This is a genomic window from Alcaligenes sp. Marseille-Q7550, from assembly GCF_965112015.1.
Map to the genome: position 1 here is coordinate 193,206 of NZ_CBCOPU010000001.1, position 22,894 is coordinate 216,099.

Below are 22,894 nucleotides of genomic sequence, written 5' to 3' on the forward strand. Positions count from 1 at the left end.
TTTTAATATAAAGTGAAAATCCAGGTAGAACTCATCTGTTCTTGGCGGCGCGCAGGATCATCCAAAGCAAACGGCCTCCCGGAGGGAGGCCGTTGCCTTGGCGGCGGCAGCGTCTTATTCCGCCGCCTTGGCGGCGGTTTTTTTCACGGCCGTCTTTCTCGCCGCCGTTTTCTTGGCGGCGGTCTTCTTGGCGGCGGCCTTGGTCGCGCTCTTCTTGGCCGCGGTCTTGCGCGCGGTCTTCTCCGGACGCGGTTCGAACTCGAAGCCGATCTTGCCGTCGGCCTGGCGCACCAGGAAGGCCTTGAACTTGCGATTGGTGCGCGAGGACACGAAACCGTCCAGCAGGTCGGTCTTGCCCTCGTTCAGCAGCTTGGCCATCTGGTCGCGGTTGATCTCCTGCTGCAGGATGACCTTGCCGCTGCGGAAATCGCAGGACTTGGCCGGACCGACGGATTTTTCGCAGATGTAGCGCAGGCCGTGCTCGAATACCGGGGACTGGCACTTGGGGCAGGGGCCGACCGGAGTCTGGCCGGTGAAGTCCACGGCTTCGTCCTCGTCTTCGTCGTTCTGGCCGAAGTCGAATTCCAGCTTGTAGTCGTCGGTGATGCGCAGGATGGCGGCAAAGGGCCGGCCCATCTTGCTGATGAAGCCGGGCAGCGGGCCCAGTTCCTTCTTGGCCAGCAGTTCTTCCACTTCGGGCAGCTCGAAGGTGCGCCCGCCCGGATGCTTGCCGATGGAAAAATCGCAGGAAGTGCAGGCGTAGCGGCGGTAGTTCTCCTTGACCACGCCGCCGCACTTGGGGCAGGGGGTCTGCAGCGTGGCGTAGTCGCCCGGCACGGTGTCGCGCTCGTATTCCTTGGCGCGCTTGACGATCACCTGGGTCATCTGCGCGATCTCGCGCATGAAGACGTCGCGGTCCAGCTGGCGCTGCTCGATCTGCTTGAGCTGGTGCTCCCATTCGCCGGTCAGCTCGGGCGAGGTCAGTTCGCTCACGCCCAGGCCCGAGAGCAGCGTCATGAGCTGGCGCGCCTTGGCGCTGGGCACCAGCTCGCGCCCCTCGCGGCGCAGGTAGCCTTCGTTGAGCAGGCCTTCGATGATGGCCGCGCGCGTGGCCGGGGTGCCCAGCCCGCGCTCTGACATGGCTTCGCGCAGGGCTTCGTCGTCCACCAGCTTGCCGGCACCTTCCATGGCCGACAGCAGCGTGGCTTCGGTGAAGCGCGCCGGCGGCTTGGTGGCCAGCCCCTTGGGGGCGATGTCCTCGGTGCGCACCTTCTCGCCCTCGGCCACCGGCACCAGCGAGGCGTCCTCGCCCTGGGCGTCGCGTCCGTAGATGGCCAGCCAGCCCGGCGAGACCAGCACCTTGCCTTCGGTCTTGAAGTGGTAGCCCGAGACTTCCGTGATGCGGGTGGTGACCTTGAATTCCGCGGCCGGGAAGAACACGGCCAGGAAGCGGCGCGTCACCAGTTCGTAGATCTTGTTCTCGGCATCGCTCAGCTCGCGCGGGATCTGCAGCGTGGGAATGATGGCGAAGTGGTCCGACACCTTCTTGTTGTCGAAGATGCGGCGGTTGGGCTTGACCCAGTTGTTCTGGACCACGGTCCTGGCAAAAGGCTGGACGGAAGCGGCGGCGGGCGTGGCGCTGTCGGCCAGGGCGCGCATGGTGTCCTTGACGGTGCCCAGGTAGTCTTCGGGCAGGTAGCGCGAATCCGTACGGGGGTAGGTCAGGGCCTTGTGGCGCTCGTACAGGGTCTGGGCCAGGGCCAGGGTGGTCTTGGCGGAAAAGCCGAAGCGCGAGTTGGCCTCGCGCTGCAGCGAGGTCAGGTCGAACAGCGCGGGCGAGATCTGCGTGCTGGGCTTGGATTCCTCGGTGACCACGCCCGGCTTGTCGCGGCAGGCGGCCACGATGGTCTGGGCGGCGGGCAGCGACCACAGGCGCGAGTCGCGCTTTTCCGGGTCGTGCTCGTCCTTGACGAATTTGGGATCGAACCAGCGGCCGGTGTACAGGCCGGCGGCCGCCACGAAGTCGGCGTGCACTTCCCAGTAGTCGCGCGAGACGAACTGGCGGATGCGGTTCTCGCGTTCGTTGACGATGGCCAGGGTGGGCGTCTGCACGCGGCCCACGGGCGTCTTGAAGAAGCCGCCGTCCTTGCTGTTGAAGGCCGTCATGGCGCGCGTGCCGTTGATGCCCACCAGCCAGTCGGCTTCGGCGCGCGAGCGGGCCGCGGACTCCAGCGGCTTCATGTCTTCGTCGTCGCGCAGGTTCTCGAAGGCCTCGCGGATGGCGCTCTGCGTCATGGAACGCAGCCACAGGCGCTGCACGGGCTTCTTGGCGCCGGCGTACTGCATGATGTAGCGGAAGATCAGCTCGCCCTCGCGTCCCGCGTCACAGGCGTTGATGACGGCGGTGACGTCCTTGCGCTTGATCAGTTTGACCAGCAGCTTCAGGCGCTCGGCCGATTTCTTGTCGGTGGGGTTGAGCTCGAACTGCGGGGGAATCACGGGCAGATGCGTGAAGCTCCACTTGCCGCGCACGGGATCATTGGGAGCCACCAGGCTCAGCAGATGGCCGATGCTGGAGGCCAGCACATAGCGATCGCTTTCAAAATAGTCACCTTCTCGCGTGAAACCGCCCAATGCCCGTGATATATCTACGGCGACAGAAGGTTTCTCGGCAATGATGAGTGTTTTATCCATATGATTCCAGTGACAGCAATTCCGCGGCAATAGCGCGGATGATACGAGGTGCCAATCGCTCTATGCAAGTTATGAGACCTGACAAGACTAACGTATGGCCGTCGGACTGGCGAGTCTTTCTGACAAAAATGGCCTGGGGGCTGGCGGTTTTGCTGCTGGCCAGCGGTTTGATCACCTGGATCGCCGCCAATTGGCCGGGCTGGGGGCCGACGGCCAGGCTGGCGCTGGCCCAGGGGGCGTTGGCCCTGTCCGCCCTGCTGGCGCTGCTGATGCGGCGGCGCCAGGGCGGCTGGTCCCATGATCTGGGCGTGCCCGCGGCCCTGACCGGGCTGGCGGCCGTGGGCTGCGGCGGCCTGTTCGCGCTGATCGGCCAGGTCTACCAGACGGGGGCCGACCCTTGGCAGCTGTTCGCCTTGTGGGCCGCCCTCATCCTGCCCTGGGTGCTGACGGTGCGCAGCGTGTTCCTGTCCGTGCTCTGGCTGGTCGTGCTCAATGCCGCCCTGTACTTATGGATAGACACGCAGGTGACGTATTGGGCGGGCGGCGCAGAAACGTGGCCGATCTGGCTGGGCCTGGGGCTCAATGCGCTGCTGCTCCTGGCGGCGGAAACCGTATGGCGGCCGCGTCATGATCCCTGGCGGCTGCTGGCGCGGTCCGCGGCCGTGGCGGTGGCCGGCTTCATCGCCCTTCTGGCGATCGAGCAGGGGCTGTGGCCGGCGCTGGGCCTGTACCTGGCGCTCTACGGGCTCTATCGTCTGTGGCGCAGCGATCTGTTCATGTCGGCGGTGGCGCTGCTGGGCGCCTATGGCGTCGTGTTCGCGCTGGTGCTGGATTATCTGGTCGACAGCTCCTTCCTGCTGGCCCTGGCGGTGCTGATCGCCCTGGGCCTGGGCCTGCTGCGCGTCCTGCAGCTGCATCTGGCGCACTGGCGGAATGCGCGGCCAGCCGCCGGCGGGGACGAAGCTGACCCCGCGGGCGACGAGCACTATCCCTGGTATCTGCGCGTGGTCAAGCTGGTGCTCTACATCGTCTTGCCCCTGCTGGTGCTGCTTTATCTGGCCTTGTCGCTGGACTTGAGCATCGAGGCCATGGGCGTGGTGGGCGCGGTGATGGCATTGGCCTCGCCGCTGCTGTATGTCCGCGCCCAGACCCTGGCGCGCCGCGATCTGGTGGGTGGCTGGGTGCTGTGCGCCGTGCTGCTGCTCAGCGCCCCGCTCATCGACGGCTATTACCCGTGGCCGCGGGAAGTCAGCGCCTTGTTGGGCGTGCTGGTCGCCGGCCTGCTGTACCGCCAGGCGCGCGGCCAGTTCGTGCTGCGCTTCCTGCTGGCGGCCTGGGCGCTGCTGGGCCTGCAATACCTGTTCATCGACCGGATGCTGGAACGCAGGCGGGAACCGCCGGGCTGGCTGCTGAGCCTTCCGGGCCTGCTTTTCTTCCTGCTGGCGCTCTGGCTGGGGCACCGCAGTTTCAAGCAGGCGGACCGCGGCTCCTTCTGGATGCCGCTGTTCTGGGCGCTGATGCTGCATGGCCTGTGGCGCAGCGTGGCCTGGGAAGCCGTGCGCTGGGGTCTGAGCGCCTACCTGGAGCGCCCGCCCCTCAATGTGGTCGACGTACTGGTGTCCATCCTGCCCCTGTTCATTCTGGGCCTGTACTGGCGGGACTGGCGTGAGCGTCCCCGGGTCGGCCTGGTCGCTTTTGCCGGTCTGGCGGCCCTGTGCGCGGCCTGGCTGCCCTATCCGCCCGTGGCCCTGGCCTTGAGCTGGATCCTGGCCGCCTATGCCTGGCGTTATCTCAGCCTGCTGGCCGTGGGCGTGGCCTTGGGGCTGTTCAGCCTGTGGCGGCTTTACTACCTGCTGGACATCAGCCTGTTGGACAAGGCCTGGCTGTTACTGGCCACCGGAGCCGGATGCGTGGTCCTGGCCGGGCTGGGCCGGGAACGGCGCCTTGACGGGCAGGCCGCTGCGCCGGCCAGCCCGCCTCGGGGAGTCGTGGCCGGCGTGCTGGCCGGTCTGGCGCTGGTCCTGGGCGTGGCCAATGCCGTCATCGTCCAGAAGGAACGCATCCTGTCCGGCGGCCGCCCCGTGGTGCTGGAGCTGGCGCCGGTGGATCCCCGTTCTCTGATGCAGGGCGACTATATGGCGCTGAACTTCGCCGTCTCCCAGCAGGTGTCGGCCCTGATCGGCGGGCTGCCGCTCGAACAGGAGCAGGCTGTGCGCCAGGCCGGGCGGCTGCAGGCCAGCCTGCAGCTGGACGAGCGGGGCGTGGCGCAGCTGCGCGGAGTGCATGTGGACCTGGACGGAGAATCGCGCTGGCTGGGCGTGGAGCAGCAGGCCGAGCCGCAGGACGCCGTGCGCCTGAGCTTGAAGCGTCGCCAGTCGGGCTGGACTCCGGGTACGGACGCCTGGTTCTTTGCGGAAGGTACGGGCGGGCGCTTCGAGGAAGCCCGGTATGGCGAGTTTGCCGTGTCCGACGGCGGGCAGGCCCTGCTGCGCCGCATGCTGGACGCGCAACTGCAGGAAATACCTTGAACCTGCGCCCCGGTCCGTGCTGGCCGGGGCGGCGCCTGAATGACAAAGCCCCGCTTGCGCGGGGCTTTGTCATTTGGGTTTGGTTTCAGTGGGACAGGCGCGTGGAGTCGTCGCTGAGCAGTTCTTCGAAGATCAGGTGATCGATCTCCGCTTCGTGGCTCCAGAGCACCATCAGGGCGACGATCTTGATCTTGTCCAGCGACACGGGGCTTTCGTCCACCGCCATCGCGCTTTCGATCAGGATTTCACGCAGATGCGCGGGCAAGGCGCCCGAGTTCTGCAGGAAAGTGATGAAGCCCATGGCTTCGGCGCCCAGCACATGCTGTTCGTGGTCCGAGAAAATGCGCAGGCTGGCGTCGCTTCGTTGTTGCAGGGGCTGGCACTGGGACGATGTCTCGCCCATGGCGTGCAGCCAGCTGAGTGCGTCGTTGATGTCCTCGTCTTCAAAGCCGATAGCGGCCAGTTTGTGGGCCAGAACCTCCGCCTTGGGACAGGCCTGGGGGTTGTAGTACGTCTCGAATAGGGAAACCAGGATATCAAACATGTGTATAAGGTTGCCGTCCTAAGTGATTAAAAGGCTGGGTGGTTCGGTAACCGTTGTGTCAGACTTTACGCTGATTTACGGTGCGGGGCAAATGGGGATTTTCTTGGGCTGACAGGCGCTCCGGCCCTGTGCGAAGCTTGCTTTTTCCCTAGGGCCGCAGGGGCCTGGGCGCTCTGCTGCTACGGCGCCTGATAATTGCGGCAAAGAGCAGTTTGGCTCACCCGATGTGTGGTTTATTTGAAACCATCGTCCTCCGGACCGGGCCAGGGAAAGCGTTGCGCCCACGCCGCCGTCGCTCTGGACCAGAAGTCGTCGATGCCGGCGGCGGCCAGGGCTTCGAAACCCAGGAAAGTCCAGGCGCGGTTCAAGGTCTGCAAGGGATGGACCAGGTCCAGGGCGGGCGCGTGGTTCTGCTTGGACAGCTTCTGGCCGCGTTCGTCCAGGGCCAGCGGCACGTGCAGCGTGCGCGGCAGGGGGACGCCCAGGATATGCTGCAGCACGCGCTGGCGCGCCGTGGAGTCCAGCAGGTCGGCGCCGCGAACCACGTCGGTCACGCCCTGGTCGGCGTCATCGATCACCACCACGAATTGATAGGCCCACATGCCGTCCGCGCGTTTCAGGGTGAAGTCGCCCACGTCGCGGGCCACGTCTTGCTGCTGCGGCCCCGCCCAGCGATCGTTGAAGCGTTCGACGCCCTCGGGCACGCGCAGGCGCCAGGCCCGCACCGAACGGCCGGCCGGCACGCCCTGGCGGCAGGTGCCTGGATAAGGGCGTTCGTGCGACCCGGGCGCGGGCGGACGCGAGGCAGCCTGGATTTCCTGGCGGGTGCAGGCGCAGCCATACACCAGGCCGCGCTCCAGCAGGCCGTCGAAGACTTCCTGATAGCGCCTCAGGCGCTGCTGCTGCCAGACGGGTTCGCCGTCCCAGCGCATGCCCAGGGCCTGCAGCTGCTGCATGATGAGCCGGTCGGCCCCCGCCACCACGCGCGGCGCATCGATGTCTTCGATGCGCAGCAGCCAGCGGCCTTGCCGGGCGCGGGCTTCCAGATGGCTGGCCATGGCGGCGACCAGCGAGCCGTCGTGCAGGGGACCGCTGGGGCTGGGCGCGAAGCGGCCGCAATAGGAAGGGGCGGAAAAGGCGTTCATGATCGGGTCTCAACGGCAAGGGCCCCGTTCCGGGGGCCCTTGCCGATTGCGACTGTACGCTGATTTTGCCGGTCCGGCAATGCGGCGCGCCGGATCGGCCCGCCGCGCGCTAGTGCTCCATGGCGGCCAGCTCGGCGCCTTCGGGCACCTGGTCGCCGACTGCGAAGAACAGTTCCGTGACGGTGCCGTCGGCCGGCGCCAGGATGGAGTGCTCCATCTTCATGGCTTCCATGACCAGCAGCACGTCGCCGCGCTTGACGCTGGCGCCCGCGTCCACGTTCAGGGCGGTGATCTTGCCCGGCATGGGAGCGGTCAAGCGGCCGCCATGTCCTTCGTCCCGGCCCTGGCCGGCGGCCAGCAGCGGGTCGAACAGGCTCAGCGCCCAGTCCGCGCCGTCCAGGCTCACCTGCAGCTGGTCGCCGTCCTGCAGCACCTGGCCGCGATGCTCGGCGCCGTCCAGCCAGACCCGCAGGGTCTGCGCTTCGGGCTGGTCGGGCCGGGCCGCGGCCTGCCAGTCCAGCAGGCGCACGCCGTCGGCGGCCTGCAGGCGCCAAGCCTGTTCCTGACGTTCCAGGCGCAGGTCGTGGCGTTGTTCCCCGGCCATCAGGGATAGGGTCTGGTGGTAGTCGCCGCCCACCCGCCAGCCGTCGCGGGCGGACCAGGGATCGGCCGGCGGGGTCGGGCTGCGGTCCCGGCCCGGCAGGGCTTGGCGGGCCAGCAAGGCGCAGGCGGCCAGGGACAGCACGGCGGCGGGCACGGCGCCGGCCTGCGGGAACAATGCGTCATGCCGGCGCGGGATCAGGCCGGTATCCAGATCGGCCTGGGCGAATGCCGCATCGCCCAGCAGGCGCTGCAGAAAGGTCTTGTTGGTGTGCACGCCCGCCACCTGCGTGTCGGCCAGCGTGCGGATCAGCCGGCGGCGGGCCTGTTCGCGGTCCGCGCCGTGCGTGATGACCTTGGCGATCATGGGATCGTAGAAGGGGCTGATGACGCTGCCCTGGCGCACGCCGCTGTCGATGCGCACCGGGCCGGGCGCAAAGGCCGCGTGCTCCGGATAGCGCAGCGTGCGCAGGGTGCCGATGGAAGGCAGGAAGTCCTTGTCCGGATTTTCCGCGTAGATGCGCACCTCGATGGCATGGCCGTCTATGCGCAGGTCTTCCTGGCGGGCCGGCAGGGGCTGGCCGTCGGCCACGCGCAACTGCCACTCCACCAGGTCGTGGCCGGTGATCAGCTCCGTGACCGGGTGTTCGACCTGCAGGCGGGTGTTTATCTCCCTGAAGTAGAAGCGGCCGTCCTGCTCGGCGATGAATTCCACCGTGCCGGCGCCCACGTAGTTCACGGCGCGCGCGGCGGCGATGGCCGCCTCTCCCATGGCTTGCCGCCGCTCGGCCGTCATGCCGGGCGCGGGGGCTTCCTCGATGACCTTCTGGTGGCGGCGCTGCACCGAGCAGTCGCGCTCGAACAGGTAGACGTACTGGCCGTGCTGGTCGCCGAAGACCTGGATCTCGATGTGGCGCGGCTTGGTGATGTAGCGCTCGATCAGGACGCGATCGTCGCCGAAGCTGCTGGCGGCCTCGCGCTGGCAGGAACGCAGGGCTTCCAGGAAGGCGCCCGACGATTCCACGATGCGCATGCCCTTGCCCCCGCCGCCGGCGCTGGCCTTGATCAGCACGGGGTAGCCTATGGCGTCGGCCTGCCGGTGCAGGAAGTCGGGGGCCTGCTCGTCGCCGTGGTAGCCGGGCACCAGCGGCACGCCGGCGCGCTCCATCAGGGCCTTGGCGGCGGACTTGCTGCCCATGGCCGCGATGGCCTGGGCGGGCGGGCCGACGAAGATCAGTCCGGCCTCCTCGCAGGCGCGGGCGAAATGTTCGTTCTCGGACAGGAAGCCGTAGCCGGGGTGGACGGCGTGGGCGCCGGCGGCGCGCGCGGCGGCCAGGATGGCGTCTATCTTCAGGTAGCTGTCGCGCGGCTCGGGGCCGCCGATGCGCACGGCCTGGTCGCAGGCGCGCACGTGCGGGGCGTCCGCGTCGGCGTCCGAGTAGACGGCCACGGGGCGCAGCCCCAGGCGTCGGGCGGGGGCGGCCACCCGGCAGGCGATTTCGCCGCGGTTGGCGATCAGCAGGGTCTGGAACATGTTTTCTGTCTCCCGTGGACTTACATGCGGAACACGCCGAAGCGGGTGTCTTCGATGGGGGCGTTCAGGGCCGCGGACAGGCCCAGGGCCAGCACGCGCCGGGTGTCCGAGGGCTGGATGATGCCGTCGTCCCACAGCCGCGCCGTGGCGTAGTACGGGTGCCCTTCATGCTCGTACTGGGCGCGTATGGGCGCCTTGAAGGCTTCTTCTTCCTGGGCGCTCCAGCTCTGGCCGCGGGCCTCCAGGCCGTCGCGCCGCACCGTGGCCAGCACGCTGGCGGCCTGTTCGCCGCCCATGACGGAAATGCGGGCGTTGGGCCACAGGAACAACAGGCGCGGGCCGAAGGCGCGGCCGCACATGCCGTAGTTGCCTGCGCCGAAGGAGCCGCCCAGGATGACGGTGAATTTGGGCACGGCGGCGGTTGACACGGCCGTGACCATCTTGGCGCCGTGGCGGGCGATGCCTTCGTTCTCGTACTTGCGCCCCACCATGAATCCCGTGATGTTCTGCAGAAAGACCAGCGGCGTCTTGCGCTGGCAGCACAGTTCGATGAAGTGCGTGCCCTTCTGGGCGGCCTCGGAGAACAGGATGCCGTTGTTGGCGATGATGCCCACCGGCATGCCGTGTATGTGGGCGAAGCCCGTGACCAGGGTGGTGCCGAAGCGCGCCTTGAATTCGTCGAATTCGGAGCCGTCCACGATGCGGGCGATGACCTCGCGCACGTCGTAGGGCTTGCGGGTGTCGGCGGGAATGATGCCGTTGAGCTCCTGCGGATCGTACAGCGGCTCGCGCACCGGCTGCAGGGGCCAGGGCAGGCGCTTGCTGCGATTCAGGCGGCCCACGCAGCGGCGCGCCAGCTGCAGGGCGTGCAGGTCGTCCTCGGCCAGGTGGTCTGCCACCCCGGACAGCCGCGTGTGCACGTCGCCCCCGCCCAGGTCCTCGGCGCTGACTTCCTCCCCCGTGGCGGCCTTCACCAGCGGCGGGCCGCCCAGGAAGATCGTGCCCTGGTCGCGCACGATGATGGATTCATCGCTCATGGCGGGCACGTAGGCGCCGCCGGCCGTGCACGAACCCATGACCACGGCGATCTGGGCGACGCCCTGGGCCGACAGGTTGGCCTGGTTGTAGAAGATGCGGCCGAAATGGTCGCGGTCCGGGAAGACTTCGTCCTGGTTGGGCAGGTTGGCCCCGCCCGACTCGACCAGGTAGATGCACGGCAGGCGATTCTGCTGGGCGATCTCCTGGGCGCGCAGGTGCTTCTTGACCGTCAGCGGGTAGTAGGTCCCGACCTTGACGGTGGCGTCGTTGCAGACGATCACGCATTCGACGCCGGCCACGCGGCCTATGCCGGTGATGATGCCCGCACCGGGCGATTCATTGTCGTAGACGTCCTGGGCCGCCAGCGGGGACAGTTCCAGGAAGGGGGTGCCGGGATCCAGCAGCCGCTCCACGCGCTCGCGCGGCAGCAGCTTGCCGCGCGCCAGGTGGCGCTGGCGAGACTGTTCGGACCCGCCCAGGGCGGTCTGCTGCAGTTTCCGGCGCAGGTCGGCGATCAGGGCCTGCATGACCGAGGCGTTGTCCTGGAAGTCCTGGGAGCGCGTATTGATGCGGGATTCGATGACTGACATGGCGTGCCTGGAAAGAGAACGGAGGAAAGCCCGGATGCCCTGCCGGGCCTCGCGGCCCGGCAGGCGGACTTGCTTAGACCAGCTCGACGGCCAGAGCGACGGCTTCGCCCCCGCCGATGCACAGCGAGGCGATGCCGCGCTTGCCGCCGGTCTTGCGCAGCGCGCCGACCAGGGTGGCCAGCAGGCGCGCGCCGGAGGCGCCGATGGGGTGGCCCAGGGCGGTGGCGCCGCCGTGGATGTTGACCTTGTCATGAGGCAGGTTCAGCTCCTTCATGGCGGCCATGGTGACCACCGCGAAGGCTTCGTTGATCTCGAACAGATCCACGTCCGCCACGCTCCAGCCGGTCTTGTCGAGCAGCTTCTGGATGGCGCCCACCGGCGCGGTGGTGAACCACTGCGGCTCCTGCGAGTGCTGGGTGTGGGCCACGATGCGCGCCAGGGGCGTCGCGCCCAGCTCCCTGGCCTTGGATTCGGTGGTCAGCACCATGGCGGCGGCCCCGTCCGAGATGGAGGAGGCGTTGGCGGCGGTGATGGTGCCGTCCTTCTTGAAGGCAGGGCGCAGCGTGGGGATTTTTTCCGGCAGGGCCTTGGCGGGCGCCTCGTCCTTGGCGATGACCACCTCGCCCTTGCGGCCGGCGATGGTCACGGGGGCGATTTCCCAGTCGAAGCTGCCGTCCTCGCTGGCCTGGCGGGCGCGGCGCAGCGATTCCAGCGCAAAGGCGTCCTGCTCTTCGCGGCTGAAGTTGTATTTGCCGGCGCAGTCCTCGGCGAACACGCCCATGGCGGTGCCGCGGCTGTAGGCGTCCTCCAGGCCGTCCAGGGCCATGTGGTCGTAAACCGTGGAGTGGCCGTAGCGGTAGCCCTGGCGGCCCTTGAGCAGCAGGTAGGGGGCGTTGCTCATGCTTTCCTGGCCGCCGGCCACCACCACCTCGGCGCTGCCGGCCTTGATCAGGTCGTGCGCGAACATGGCGGCCTTCAGGCCCGAGCCGCAGACTTTGTGGATGGTGGTGCACGCCACTCCCTTGGGCAGTCCGGCGCCCAGGGCGGCCTGGCGGGCGGGAGCCTGTCCCTGCCCGGCCTGCAGCACGTTGCCCATGATGACTTCGTTGATCGCTTCCCCGGCGATGCCCGAGCGCTCGACCGCGGCCTTGATGGCGACGGCGCCCAGCTCGTGAGCGGCCAGGTCGGACAGGCTGCCGAGCATGCCGCCCATGGGAGTGCGGGCGACCGTGACAATGATTACTGCCTCAGACCATGAGGGACTCCTGAGTGTGAAGAAGTGACGGTGACAGGCGCCTGCCGACGAAAGTCCTGCAGCTGCCTGTCACTATCGTACGGGAAAATGTTTTCAATTCGGCCTTGTGTCACACGCTGGCGACATTGCGCCCACCATTGCGGGTCCAGCAGCTGCGCGTGGTGGGCCATGAAGGCCTTGCGGACGCGCGGCTCGCCGAGCAGGAAGTAGCCGAATTCCTCGGGAAACACGTCGTTCGGGCCGATGGGGTACCAGGGTTCGCTGGCCATCTCGGCCTCTTCGTTGGGCGCGGGCGGAATGGCGCGGAAGTTCATCTCGCGCATGTGCTGGATCTCGTCGTAGTCGTAGAACACCACCCGGCCCAGGCGGGGCACGCCGAAGTTCTTGTACAGCATGTCGCCGGGGAAGATGTCGGCGGCGGCCAGCTCGCGGATGGCGTTGCCGTACTGGCGCACGGCCGCATTCAGGGCGGCGTCGCTGGCCTTGTTTAGGAACAGGTTCAGCGGCGTCATGCGGCGCTCGATGTAGACGTGGCGCAGCACGATGGTGTCTTCGGTTTCCTCCAGCAGGCTGGGCACCTCGGTGCGCAGCTCGTGCAGCAGGGCCGGCGAGAAGCGCGCCTTGGGCAGGGCCACCTGGGAATAGTCCCAGGTGTCGGCCATGCGGCCGACCCGGTCGTGCTTCTTGACCAGCTGGTACTTGGCGCGCACGGTGGCGTGGTCCATGCCCGGCTTCTGGATGCGGTCGCGGATCAGCTTGAACACATAGGGGTAGGACGGCAGGGTGAAGACGGTCATCACCATCCCGCGGATGCCCGGCGCCAGGTCGAAGCGGTCGTGCGAATGCGACAGGTGATGCAGGAAATCGCGGTAGAAGAGCGTCTTTCCCTGCTTTTGCAGGCCGATGGCGGTGTAGAGTTCGGCCTTGGGCTTGCGCGGCAGCAGGCTGGACAGGAAGTCCACGTAGGCCGACGGCGCCTCCATGTCCACCAGGAAATAGGCCCGCGTGAAGCTGAACAGCGTGGACAGGTCATCCGTGGTGTGCAGCAGCGCGTCGATGTACAGGTGGCCCGAGGGGCGATGCAGGATGGCCAGCGAAAAGGGGTGGACTTCGCCGTGGTTGATCAGCCGGCCCACCACGTAGGCGCCCTTGTTGCGGAAGAACAGGGAGTTCAGGACCTGGATCTGGCAGTCCGAGCCGATGCGCGGCCCGTGGCCGCGCGGCAGGCGCCGGCACAACTGGCGCAGCGCCAGGCGCGACAGCGTGCGAACGTCGGCGGGCAGGTCCTCGAAGGGAGCGGCCAGGCCGAAGTCGGCCAGCATGTGGGTCAGGCAATCCTCCAGGCCTTCCTGGACCGGGTAGTAGACGCGGTAGGAAGGCAGCGCGCCGTCCAGGTAGTCGGTGGCCACGGCCGGACGCACGAAGATGAATTCATTGCGGAAGTAGTGCCGATGCAGCACGCGGCACGATACGGAATTGAAGAAGGTCTCGGCGCATTCGGGCTGGCGGTGCCCGGAGAGCAGGCGCACGAATTCGCTCTTGGCCTGCAGCCAGAATTGCTGCTGCTCCTCGTCCAGCTGCCCGTCGCCGGCCGGACCGGCCGGGCGCAGGCGCAGGGCCTGGCTCAGCATGGCGGCGCATTCGCGCACCCGCGTGGCGTAGTATTCGATGCGCTCGCGCGCGAGCTGCTGGATGCCATGCCAGTCGCCTGATTCGTACAGCGATTTGGCGCGCTGCGCGCTGTAACGGAATAGGGCGTAATGGCGGTTGAAGCCGTCCAGCATGGCCTGCGCCACTTCCTGCGGCGTCAGGCCTGGCCTGGCGACCGGGGTGATGACGGTGGTTTCGCCGAAATCGGTGCTGCACATGATGGCGTCAGGCGGTCTCGGCGAACAGCTCGCGGCCGATCAGCATGCGCCGGATTTCGCTGGTGCCCGCGCCGATCTCGTACAGCTTGGCGTCGCGCCACAGCCGGCCGGTGGGAAATTCGTTGATGTAGCCGTTGCCGCCCAGGATCTGGATGCCTTCGCCGGCCATCCAGGTGGCTTTCTCCGCGCTGTACAGGATGGCGGCGGCGCAGTCCTTGCGCACCGAGCGCACGTGTGCGGCGCCCAGCCGGTCCAGGTTCTTGCCCACGGCATAGCACAGGGCGCGGCTGGCCTGCAGGGTGGTGTACATGTCGGCCAGCTTGCCCTGGATCAGCTGGAATTCGCCGATGGCCTGGCCGAACTGCTTGCGATCGTGCACGTAGGGGATCACCACGTCCATGACGGCCTGCATGATGCCCAGCGGCCCGCCGGCCAGCACGGCGCGCTCGTAGTCCAGTCCGGACATCAGCACCTTGACCCCGCCGTTGAGCTGGCCGAGCACGTTCTCCTCGGGCACTTCGCAGTCCTGGAAGACCAGCTCGCCCGTGTGGCTGCCGCGCATGCCCAGCTTGTCCAGCTTCTGCGCCACGGAAAAGCCGGGAAAGCCTTTTTCGATCAGGAAGGCGGTGATGCCGCGCGCGCCGGCCTGGGGGTCGGTCTTGGCGTACACCACCAGCGTGTCGGCGTCCGGGCCGTTGGTGATCCACATCTTGGAGCCGTTCAGCACGTAGCGGTCGCCCTTCTTGTCGGCGCGCAGCTTCATGCCCACCACGTCCGAGCCGGCGCCCGGTTCGCTCATGGCCAGGGCGCCGACCTGCTCGCCGCTGATCAGGCCGGGCAGGTACTTGCGCTTCTGGGCTTCGGTGCCGTTGCGGTTGATCTGGTTCACGCACAGATTGGAGTGGGCCCCGTAGGACAGGGCCACCGAGGCGCTGGCCCGGGAGATTTCCTCCATGGCGATCATGTGGGCCAGGTAGCCCATGTCCGTGCCGCCGTATTCTTCGCTGACCGTCATGCCCAGCAGGCCCATGTCGCCGAATTTCTTCCACAGGTGCATGGGGAACTGGTCGTCGCGGTCGAGTTCAGCGGCCAAGGGGGCGATTTCGGACCGGGAAAAATCGGCGACGGTGTCGCGCAGCATGTCCAGATCGGAACCAAGGTCGAAATTCAGGCCGGGCAGACTCATGAAGCTCTCCAGAAAAGGGGGTGCGTGTTCAGAATCTCATTTATATTACGTTTACGTAAACGTAATATAGTTGGGTTTTCCCTTAGCGGAAAGGGGCGTCGCGCTGATCCAGCAGGGAGCGGCATAGCTGGAGCTGGTCATGGATCTCCTGCAGGGTCTGGTCGATGTCCTGGCGCTGGCGCTCCAGCCGCAGGCGATGCTCCTCCAGCACCGCTTCATAATGCTTGAGCTGCGCGGATGTGTCCATCGGGGATTCGTACATATTGATCAGCGTCAGGATTTCCGACAGCTGCAGGCCCAGGCGCTTGCCGCGCAGCGCCTTCAGGCGGGTGCGGTCGCGCGCCTGGTAGATGCGCTGGTTGCCCTGGCGCAGCGGGCTCAGGATGCCCTGGTCCTCGTAGAAGCGCAGGGTCCGGGGAGTGACGGCGAACTCATGCGCCAGATCGGATATCGTCCAGGTGGTAGTCGTCATTTTTCTTATGCGGTTTACGTTAACGTAAACTATCATGCCATAGAGCTCACGCGTTCACCATAGCGCCGGACCGCCCAAGGCAAAAAGCACCCCCTTGGGGGATGAGCCCGGACGGGGGACAGTCCTTGAGGACTGTTCCGCGCCTGGCGAATCCGAGCGGCATGCACGCCGCGAGGTGGACAGCAAGCAGTCCTTCGGCCTGCGCAGCGTGGGGGCATTTTTGCCGTCGGGCCGCCCCAAGGCAAAAGCACCCCCTTGGGGGGCAGCAAGCAGGCGATCAGCCTGCGCAGCGTGGGGGCATTTTTGCCGTCGGGCCGCCCCAAGGCAAAAGCACCCCCTTGGGGGGCAGCAAGCAGGCGATCAGCCTGCGCAGCGTGGGGGCATTTTTTTGGAGCAAGCATGAATCCCAACGAACAGAAACTCGTCTATCCCTGGGCGGACGCCCTGCCCGAACCGGGACGCAGCCTGGAGGTGGCCCCGGGCGTGCGCTGGCTGCGCATGCCCCTGCCCTTCGCCCTGGACCACATCAACCTGTGGCTGCTGCGCGATGAGATCGACGGCCGGCCGGGCTGGACCGTCGTGGACACGGGCATAGCCCGCGCGCAGGTGCGCGAGCTGTGGGAACAGGTATTCGAGCACGAGCTCCAGGGGCTGCCGGTGCTGCGCGTGATCGTCACCCACATGCACCCGGACCACGTGGGCCTGGCGGACTGGCTGTGCCGACGCTGGAACGCGCCGCTGTGGATGAGCATGACGGACTACGCCGTGGCGCGCCTGTGGTCCGGCGCGGCCAGCCAGCCCGCGGGGGAAGCCGGCGGCCCCAACGGCGTGGCGGCCGAAGCGCATTTCGTGCGGCACGGCCTGCAGGACGAGCAGGCGCGCGCCCAGATCCGCAGCCGCGGCGACTACTACCCGTCCATGGTGCCTTCGGTGCCGGAGCGCTTCGTGCGCCTGCTCGACGGCCAGGCGGTGACGATCGCCGGCCGGCCCTGGCGCCTGATCGTGGGCTACGGCCATGCGCCCGAACACATGTCGCTGTATAGCCCAGATCTGCGGGTGCTGATCTCCGGCGACATGCTGCTGCCGCGCATCTCCACCAATGTGAGCGTGTTCGATACCGAGCCTCTGGCCAATCCCCTGCCGCTGTATTTGCGATCGCTGGACTCCTACCAGGAACTGGCGCCCGATACCCTGGTGCTGCCCTCGCACGGCAAGCCTTTCCGGGGCATGCACGAGCGCATCCGCCAGCAGCAGGAGCATCACGCCGCGCGCCTGGAGGAGGTCCTGCAAGCCTGCGCCCGGCCCAGCAGCGCGGCCGACATCCTGCCCGTGCTGTTTCACCGCAAGCTGGACTCCCACCAGATGACCTTCGCCATGGGCGAGGCCATCGCCCACCTGCACGCCCTGTATTTCGACGGCCGGCTGCGCCGCCTCGAAGGCGAGGACGGCGTGCTGCGTTTCGAGCGCATATAGCAACAGGTATGGCGCTTATTGGGCGGTCTTCCGGATGGCCGCCGCCAGGCTGTGATAGCGTATAGCCTTTCCCGACACTGACTTCCCTCGCGCACCATGAGTTCTGATCACGCCCTGGACACCACCCTGCAACATACCGGGCTTGCGCCCTTCGATGCACGCACGGAATCGGCGCCGGTGGCCGTGCCCATCGTGCGCACCAGCACGGTGCGCTTTCGCAACCTGGACGCGCTGGACCGCGCCCAGGCCGCCAAGGCGGATCCGGCTCAGCGTTCGATCACCTACGGGCGCTCCGGCATGGACACCCACGCCGCCCTGGAATCCGTGTTCTGCCAGCTGGAGTCCGCCACCCAGGCCCTGCTCGCGCCCTCGGGCATGGCGGCCATCAGCCTGGGCCTGTTGAGCCTGCTGGACACGGGCGACCATGTGCTGGTCGCCGACAGCGCCTATGGCCCGGTGCGCTACCTGGAGAAGACCGGGCTGCGCCGACTGGGCATCCAGGTCACGTTCTGCGCGGCCAGCCTCGAGGATCTGGAGCGCCACGTGCAGCCCAACACGCGCATGCTCTACGTGGAATCGCCCGGCTCGCTGCTGATGCAGATGCTGGACATGCCGGCATTGGCGCAATTCGGCCGCCGCCACGACTTGCTGCTGGTCACGGACAATACCTGGGGGTCAGGCTACATCTATCGTCCGCTGGAGCTGGGCTTCGACGTGTCCATCGTGGCCGGCACCAAGTACGTGGCGGGCCACTCGGACCTGATGCTGGGCGCGGTCATGTCGGCCGAGCCGGCCCTGAACAAGCGACTGCACGACAACCATTACGCCCTGGGTTTTTCCATCAGCGCCGATGACGTCTGGCTGGCCCTGCGCGGCGTGCGCACCTTGCCCATCCGCATGCGCGAAAGCGCCGCCAATGCGCTCAAGGTGTGTGAGTTCCTGGCCGCCCGACCGGAAGTGACGCGGATCTACCACCCCGCCTGGCCGCAGGACCCGGGCCACGCCATGTGGCGGCGCGACTGCACCGGCTCCAACGGCATGCTGTCCATGCAGTTGCGCCTGACGCAGGCACAGGCGCGCGCCTTCGTCGATGCCCTGACTTTGTTCGGCATCGGTTTTTCCTGGGGCGGCTTTGAGAGCCTGGTGCAACTGGTGGACCCCGGCCTATTGCGCGGTCACAGCTATTGGCCGCAGACCGAGGACGCCCTGGTGCGCCTGCACATCGGCTTGGAATCCGCGCAGGACCTGTGCGCCGACCTGGCCCAGGCCCTGGACAAGGCGGCGCGGGGTTGATTCATCCTAGGCCATGTGCCAGCTCAGTAGAGGCGTGCGGCCTTGCCGATACCAGGCGATGGCAGGAATAGCAGAGAGAGGCTGGTTCCGGGTGGCCGTCAATCGTCCAGCACGCTGATCAGTTGCCCGCTGGCCAGAGCGTCCTGCTCATACTGCGCGCAGAGATAGGCTAGGCCCAGCCCTGCCGGGCTGTTTGCGGCCGCGCAGCGCGTGGCTCAAGGCCGAGGGCGACATGTCCAGGTCCACGGGCGCTTGCCGGAAGCTGCGCAGCCTGGCTTCAGTAAGGCTTTGCCGCGCATATGGAAAAATGCCTCGTTTTGGCATGCTTATCCATAAGCAGTTGTGCGCTGGACAAACAGCGGACTTCGGGCCACCGGGTGGCGGGGGGATGCGTCATGCTGAAGGTATCTTCATTGCCTGCTATGTGTCCCATGTCCCTATTCGACGCCAGCTATCGACGATTGTTCAGTCATCGTACTTTGTTGCAGGAGCTGCTGCACCTGGTCTGCGCGGCCTCCCTGCTGGAGCGGCTTGATCTGAACCGGGCCTTGCCCATGTCCCCCGTTTATGTCGGCCCGGCGATGCAGAAACGCCAGGGAGACCTGGCCTGGGAAGTGCCGCCACGCCGGCAGGATGATCCTGCCCTGCTGGTTGGCATCGAGCATCAGTCCCGACCTGAACGTCATATGGCCTTGCGTACCGGCACTTATCGACATCTGCAATTGGAAGCGTTTGTTCAGCAGCACCAGTCCAGTCCAATCTTGCCCGTGCCCCTGATGCTGGTGCTGTACAGCGGCAAGCAAGCCTGGACGGTGCCGACCTGCAGCCAGGACCTGTTTCCCGCACTGGCTACTCCGTGGCCGATCGACCACATTCCAAGGCAAGCTTATTGGCTGATTGACCTTAAAAAACAATCTTTGAATCCATCCTTGCCGTCGTCCAGCCTGTTTGGGCTGATCTGCCGGATTCAACACAATCACGGGCTGGCGGACCTGAGCAAGCTGATGCAGACTGTTCTGAATATTTGCTCGGACGAAGCTTTGCTGCGGGATCTGGCCGCCTGGTTGAACCAGGCCATATTGCCGCGCTGCCTGCCCAATCTGGATTTGCCTCAACATCTACGCCTAAAGGATATACACGCCATGCTTGAAGACAATGCCGATTCCTGGCTGCACCAGTGGGAAGCCCAGGGTATACAAAAGGGCTTGCAAAGCACCTTGCTCAGCCTGCTCCAGCATAAATTCGGCGCGATGCAAGACATATACCGGCAACACGTTGCACAGGGCAATTCGCAGCAGTTGGCAGCATGGAGCCTGAGGGTCTTGGATGCCGACACGATCGACGAGGTGTTCCAGGCACGCCCTCGGACTCCTGCATAAAGCCTTGGCTGCCGTTCATCGGGCCGCCGCCATGCACAAGGAGCGCGATTCGCGCTCCTTGTGCATGGTTGACCTTGGTGTCCGGATTTTTAACCGACGCCAGGCATTACAGTCTGTCCGGGATCAGCCTTTCTTGGCCAGCTTCAGCAGTTCCTGGGCCTTGGTGATGCTTTCGTCGTAGCCGTTGGCCAGCGCGGGCGAGGTCACGTATTTGCCGCCCACGGCCAGGCTGGGGGTGCCGTCGATCTGGTAGTTGCGGGCCAGTTCGTTGGCCTTGTTGGCCTTGGTCTGCACGCCGAAGGAATTGAAGGTCTGTTCGAACTTGGCCTTGTCCACGCCCTGCTTGGCGACCCATTCGGTGATGGTCTTGGCGTCGAACAGGCGCTCGCGCTGCTGATGGATGGCTTCGAAGACCTTGGGGTGCAGGTCCAGGCGATCCATGGCTTCCAGGGTGTAGTACAGCTTTTGCAGGTCGCCCATGCCGGCGTTGAAGGCCACGGGCACGGGGCGCAGCGCGACATCGGCGGGCAGGGTCTTGGCCCAGGCCTGCAGCTTGGGTTCCAGGATGGCGCAGTGCGGGCAGCTGTAGGCAAAGAACTCCAGCACTTCAGTCTTGCCGGCGGTGTCGGAGGGCTGGGCGGGAGTCAGGGTGACGTAACCCTGGCCGGCCTGCTGGGCCAGCGCGGCGGCGGGCAGCAGGCTCGCGCCGGCGACCAGGCTGGCGCCGGTCAGGACTCGTACAAACAGTGCGTTCAGCTTCATGAATCGGTTTCCTTAAATGGGAAGGTGTTCTCTATGACCAGCCCGATGGCGGGAAAGTTCAAACCGGGCCTCAGGGTGAACGGTATTCCAGCCTAGGGACGCACGACCGAGGTGTCGATTTTTTCCTCGGCCAGGCGGCTGCGGGCCCGGTTCATTTCGTCTATGCCCTTGAAGGGGCCCATGCGCACGCGGTTGACGGTCCCGCCGTTGACCTGGGCGCTCTGCACCGATGCATTGAAGCCGAGCATGAGCAGGCGCGCCTTCATGGCCTCGGCGTCGGCATTGTTGCGGAAGGCCCCGGCTTGCAGATAGTAGGTCGTGCTGGTGCTGGGCGGCTTACTGGGCGCGGGCGGCGGGGGCAACGGCGGAGCGGCGGGCTTGGCGGCCGGTGCGGCCGGTGCGGCCGGGGCGGCGGCGCCGGGCGTGGCGCCGCGGCTGTCCGGTTTGGCGGGGGGCACCGCTTCGGCAGCGGCAGCGTGGCGATGAGATCGCCCAGGGCGTCGGGCGCGGGCGCTGCCGGAGGCTTGGCCTGGCCTGCAGGCGGCGCGGGCAGGCTGGGCAGGGTCAGGCCCGGAATGTTCTCCACGGCGGGCGGCGGAACATTGGAGGAGTCCGAACCGTAAAGGCCCCGGTTCGGGTCCAGCAGGTCGCGTCCTTCGGGCAGGGCCACGGTGGGCGCTTCCCGGCTGGCCTTGTCCACGAAGGGCATGGGCACCTTGGTGACGAACAGGGCCACTGCCACGGCGGCGCCCAGGCCCAGGATCAGGCCTATCAGTATGCCGGTGTAGGTGCCGCCAGAACCGGAGGACTTCTTGCGTGCTCGTGCCATATCTGCCTATGGAGGTTTACATGCGTTCAGGGGCGGACACGCCCAGCAGGTCCAGGCCGTTGCGGATGACCTGGGCGCAGGACTGGGCCAGGCGCAGGCGGGCCAGGCGCAGGGCCGTGTCGTCCACCAGCACGCGTTCGGCGTTGTACCAGGTATGGAAGTCCGAAGCGCAGTCGCGCAGCCAGAAGGCGATGTGGTGGGGGGCCAGTTCGCGGGCGGCCTGGGCCAGTACGGCCGGGTACTCGGCCAGGCGCTGCAGCAGGGCGATCTCGCTGGGGGCGGTCAGGGGCGCGACGTCCGCCTGGGGCACTTGCGAGAGCAGTTCGGCCGACTGGTTCAGCACCGAGCAGATGCGGGCGTGGGCGTATTGGATGTAGTAGACGGGGTTCTCTTCGCTCTTGGACAGGGCCAGGTCGATGTCGAAGACGAATTCGGAGTCGGCGCGGCGCTGGATCAGGAAGAAGCGCACGGCGTCCTGGCCCACCCATTCGATCAGGTCGCGCAGGGTGACGTAGCTGCCGGCGCGCTTGGATATCTTCACTTCCTGGCCGTTGCGCACCACCTTGACCATCTTGTGCAGGATGTAGGCGGGAAAATCCTTGGGGATGCCCAGGTTCAGGCCCTGCAGTCCGGCGCGCACGCGCGCGATGGTGCCGTGGTGGTCCGTGCCCTGGATGTTGATGGCGTGGTGGAAGCCGCGCTCCCACTTGGCCACGTGGTAGGCCACGTCGGGCACGAAATAGGTATAGCCGCCTTCGGACTTGCGCATCACGCGGTCCTTGTCGTCGCCGGTGCCCAGCTCCGTGGTGCGCAGCCACAGCGCGCCGTCCTGTTCGTAGGTGTGGCCGGCCTCGATCAGGGCCTGCACGGTCTTTTCCACGCGGCCGGAGGTGTAGAGCGAGCTTTCCAGGAAGAAATTGTCGAACTTCAGGCCGAAGGCCTGCAGGTCCAGGTCCTGTTCGCGGCGCAGGTAGGCCACGGCGAAGCGGCGGATGTCCTCGGTGTTGTCCAGGTCGCCGCTGGCGGTCACGGACTGGCCGTCGGCCGCCTGCACGGTGGCGCCGGCCAGGTAGTCGCGGGCGATGTCCAGGATGTAGTCGCCCTTGTAGCCGTCGGCGGGGAACTGTTCGGAGTCGGGCGCGATGCCGCGCGCACGCGCCTGCACGCTGATAGTCAGGTTGTCGATCTGGTTGCCCGCGTCGTTGTAGTAGAACTCGCGGGTGACGTCATAACCCTGGGCGCTGAAGACGCGGCACAGCGAATCGCCCAGCGCGGCCTGGCGGGCGTGGCCCACGTGCAGCGGGCCGGTGGGATTGGCGGATACGAATTCCACCATCAGCTTTTCCTGGCGCGGGGCCACGTGGCCGTAGCGCTCGCCCTGCTCGCCGATGGCGTACAGCACGGCCTGCTGGGTGGCGGCGGACAGCCGGAAGTTGATGAAGCCGGGGCCGGCGATCTCGGCGCTGGCGATGAGGGCCGTGGCGGCCGGGTCGGCCAGCAGGGTGTTGACGATCTCCTGAGCCAGTTCGCGGGGGTTGCGGCCGGCGGGCTTGGCCAGCTGCATGGCGACGTTGCAGGCCACATCGCCGTGGGCGGCCACTTTGGGCCGCTCGAGCGTGATGGTGGGCTGGGCCTGCGGCAGGATGGCGCTGACGGCCGCCTGCAGGCGGGCGATTAACTGGGACTGTTGCTCAGGAAGCATAG

16 protein-coding genes are annotated in these 22,894 nt (G+C 66.8%); 4 read left to right on the forward strand and 12 right to left on the reverse strand.

The window, feature by feature from the left end; all coding sequences use genetic code 11:
• Positions 1-114: 114 nt before the first annotated feature.
• Complete coding sequence (locus tag ACWPWO_RS00900; protein ID WP_454003690.1) at positions 115-2,694, reverse strand: DNA topoisomerase III; 2,580 nt, start codon at positions 2,692-2,694, stop codon at positions 115-117.
• A 128-nt stretch (positions 2,695-2,822) separates the two neighbouring features.
• On the opposite strand from ACWPWO_RS00900, the gene ACWPWO_RS00905 reads away from it, so the two are divergent.
• The gene (locus ACWPWO_RS00905) at positions 2,823-5,222 is read left to right on the forward strand and encodes a GDYXXLXY domain-containing protein (RefSeq protein WP_454003692.1); all 2,400 of its coding nucleotides are present in this window, start codon (positions 2,823-2,825) and stop codon (positions 5,220-5,222) included.
• An 85-nt stretch (positions 5,223-5,307) separates the two neighbouring features.
• Here the strand turns inward: ACWPWO_RS00905 and ACWPWO_RS00910 are convergent, their stop codons facing one another.
• The 8 genes from ACWPWO_RS00910 to ACWPWO_RS00945 form a co-directional block, all read right to left on the reverse strand.
• Positions 5,308-5,766, reverse strand: coding sequence for a DUF494 family protein (locus ACWPWO_RS00910; RefSeq protein WP_454003694.1), 459 nt, complete (start codon positions 5,764-5,766; stop codon positions 5,308-5,310).
• A gap of 233 nt (positions 5,767-5,999) precedes the next feature.
• Positions 6,000-6,911 (reverse strand): tRNA glutamyl-Q(34) synthetase GluQRS, encoded by a 912-nt coding sequence (gene gluQRS, locus ACWPWO_RS00915; RefSeq protein WP_454003695.1) that lies wholly within the window; start codon positions 6,909-6,911, stop codon positions 6,000-6,002.
• Between the two features lie 109 nt (positions 6,912-7,020).
• Positions 7,021-9,045, reverse strand: a complete 2,025-nt coding sequence (locus ACWPWO_RS00920; protein WP_454003696.1) for an ATP-binding protein — start codon at positions 9,043-9,045, stop codon at positions 7,021-7,023.
• 20 nt (positions 9,046-9,065) lie between these two features.
• Positions 9,066-10,673 (reverse strand): carboxyl transferase domain-containing protein, encoded by a 1,608-nt coding sequence (locus ACWPWO_RS00925; RefSeq protein ID WP_454003698.1) that lies wholly within the window; start codon positions 10,671-10,673, stop codon positions 9,066-9,068.
• Positions 10,674-10,746: 73 nt separating this feature from the next.
• Positions 10,747-11,886, reverse strand: a complete 1,140-nt coding sequence (locus ACWPWO_RS00930) for an acetyl-CoA C-acyltransferase (RefSeq protein WP_454003700.1) — start codon at positions 11,884-11,886, stop codon at positions 10,747-10,749.
• Positions 11,887-11,912: 26 nt separating this feature from the next.
• Entirely contained in the window at positions 11,913-13,796 is a 1,884-nt protein-coding gene (gene aceK, locus ACWPWO_RS00935; protein WP_454003702.1) for a bifunctional isocitrate dehydrogenase kinase/phosphatase, read from the reverse strand.
• Between the two features lie 7 nt (positions 13,797-13,803).
• Positions 13,804-14,982, reverse strand: a complete 1,179-nt coding sequence (locus ACWPWO_RS00940; RefSeq protein WP_454003704.1) for an isovaleryl-CoA dehydrogenase — start codon at positions 14,980-14,982, stop codon at positions 13,804-13,806.
• A gap of 82 nt (positions 14,983-15,064) precedes the next feature.
• On the reverse strand, positions 15,065-15,454 hold the full coding sequence (locus ACWPWO_RS00945) for a MerR family transcriptional regulator (RefSeq protein WP_454003706.1): 390 nt from the start codon (positions 15,452-15,454) through the stop codon (positions 15,065-15,067).
• Between the two features lie 399 nt (positions 15,455-15,853).
• Between ACWPWO_RS00945 and ACWPWO_RS00950 the strand changes: the two genes are divergently transcribed.
• The 3 genes from ACWPWO_RS00950 (at position 15,854) to ACWPWO_RS00960 (ending at position 19,599) form a co-directional block, all read left to right on the forward strand.
• Positions 15,854-16,927: an MBL fold metallo-hydrolase gene (locus ACWPWO_RS00950; protein WP_454003708.1), complete on the forward strand. Its 1,074-nt coding sequence runs from the start codon at positions 15,854-15,856 to the stop codon at positions 16,925-16,927.
• 96 nt (positions 16,928-17,023) lie between these two features.
• Positions 17,024-18,220, forward strand: coding sequence for a cystathionine beta-lyase (gene metC / locus ACWPWO_RS00955; RefSeq protein ID WP_454003709.1), 1,197 nt, complete (start codon positions 17,024-17,026; stop codon positions 18,218-18,220).
• 431 nt (positions 18,221-18,651) lie between these two features.
• Complete coding sequence (locus ACWPWO_RS00960; protein WP_454003711.1) at positions 18,652-19,599, forward strand: Rpn family recombination-promoting nuclease/putative transposase; 948 nt, start codon at positions 18,652-18,654, stop codon at positions 19,597-19,599.
• Between the two features lie 123 nt (positions 19,600-19,722).
• Here the strand turns inward: ACWPWO_RS00960 and ACWPWO_RS00965 are convergent, their stop codons facing one another.
• The 3 genes from ACWPWO_RS00965 to argS all read right to left on the reverse strand — a co-directional run bounded on the left by ACWPWO_RS00965 (position 19,723) and on the right by argS (position 22,892).
• Positions 19,723-20,361, reverse strand: a complete 639-nt coding sequence (locus ACWPWO_RS00965) for a thiol:disulfide interchange protein DsbA/DsbL (RefSeq protein ID WP_454003713.1) — start codon at positions 20,359-20,361, stop codon at positions 19,723-19,725.
• A 92-nt stretch (positions 20,362-20,453) separates the two neighbouring features.
• Positions 20,454-20,819 carry an SPOR domain-containing protein gene (locus ACWPWO_RS00970; RefSeq protein ID WP_454003715.1) on the reverse strand — a complete coding sequence of 122 codons (366 nt, stop codon included), beginning with the start codon at positions 20,817-20,819 and terminating at the stop codon, positions 20,454-20,456.
• A gap of 387 nt (positions 20,820-21,206) precedes the next feature.
• Complete coding sequence (gene argS / locus ACWPWO_RS00975; RefSeq protein ID WP_454003717.1) at positions 21,207-22,892, reverse strand: arginine--tRNA ligase; 1,686 nt, start codon at positions 22,890-22,892, stop codon at positions 21,207-21,209.
• Between the last annotated feature and the right edge of the window lie 2 nt (positions 22,893-22,894).

Coding starts and splice junctions, on each gene's coding strand:
- ACWPWO_RS00925 (WP_454003698.1), bottom strand. CDS start 10,673: ATGTCAGTCATCGAATCCCGCATCAATACGCGCTCCCAGGACTTCCAG.
- gluQRS (WP_454003695.1), bottom strand. CDS start 6,911: ATGAACGCCTTTTCCGCCCCTTCCTATTGCGGCCGCTTCGCGCCCAGC.
- ACWPWO_RS00950 (WP_454003708.1), top strand. CDS start 15,854: ATGAATCCCAACGAACAGAAACTCGTCTATCCCTGGGCGGACGCCCTG.
- argS (WP_454003717.1), bottom strand. CDS start 22,892: ATGCTTCCTGAGCAACAGTCCCAGTTAATCGCCCGCCTGCAGGCGGCC.
- ACWPWO_RS00910 (WP_454003694.1), bottom strand. CDS start 5,766: ATGTTTGATATCCTGGTTTCCCTATTCGAGACGTACTACAACCCCCAG.
- metC (WP_454003709.1), top strand. CDS start 17,024: ATGAGTTCTGATCACGCCCTGGACACCACCCTGCAACATACCGGGCTT.
- ACWPWO_RS00945 (WP_454003706.1), bottom strand. CDS start 15,454: ATGACGACTACCACCTGGACGATATCCGATCTGGCGCATGAGTTCGCC.
- ACWPWO_RS00920 (WP_454003696.1), bottom strand. CDS start 9,045: ATGTTCCAGACCCTGCTGATCGCCAACCGCGGCGAAATCGCCTGCCGG.
- aceK (WP_454003702.1), bottom strand. CDS start 13,796: ATGTGCAGCACCGATTTCGGCGAAACCACCGTCATCACCCCGGTCGCC.
- ACWPWO_RS00930 (WP_454003700.1), bottom strand. CDS start 11,886: ATGGGCGGCATGCTCGGCAGCCTGTCCGACCTGGCCGCTCACGAGCTG.
- ACWPWO_RS00905 (WP_454003692.1), top strand. CDS start 2,823: ATGGCCTGGGGGCTGGCGGTTTTGCTGCTGGCCAGCGGTTTGATCACC.
- ACWPWO_RS00940 (WP_454003704.1), bottom strand. CDS start 14,982: ATGAGTCTGCCCGGCCTGAATTTCGACCTTGGTTCCGATCTGGACATG.
- ACWPWO_RS00965 (WP_454003713.1), bottom strand. CDS start 20,361: ATGAAGCTGAACGCACTGTTTGTACGAGTCCTGACCGGCGCCAGCCTG.
- ACWPWO_RS00960 (WP_454003711.1), top strand. CDS start 18,652: ATGTCCCTATTCGACGCCAGCTATCGACGATTGTTCAGTCATCGTACT.
- ACWPWO_RS00900 (WP_454003690.1), bottom strand. CDS start 2,694: ATGGATAAAACACTCATCATTGCCGAGAAACCTTCTGTCGCCGTAGAT.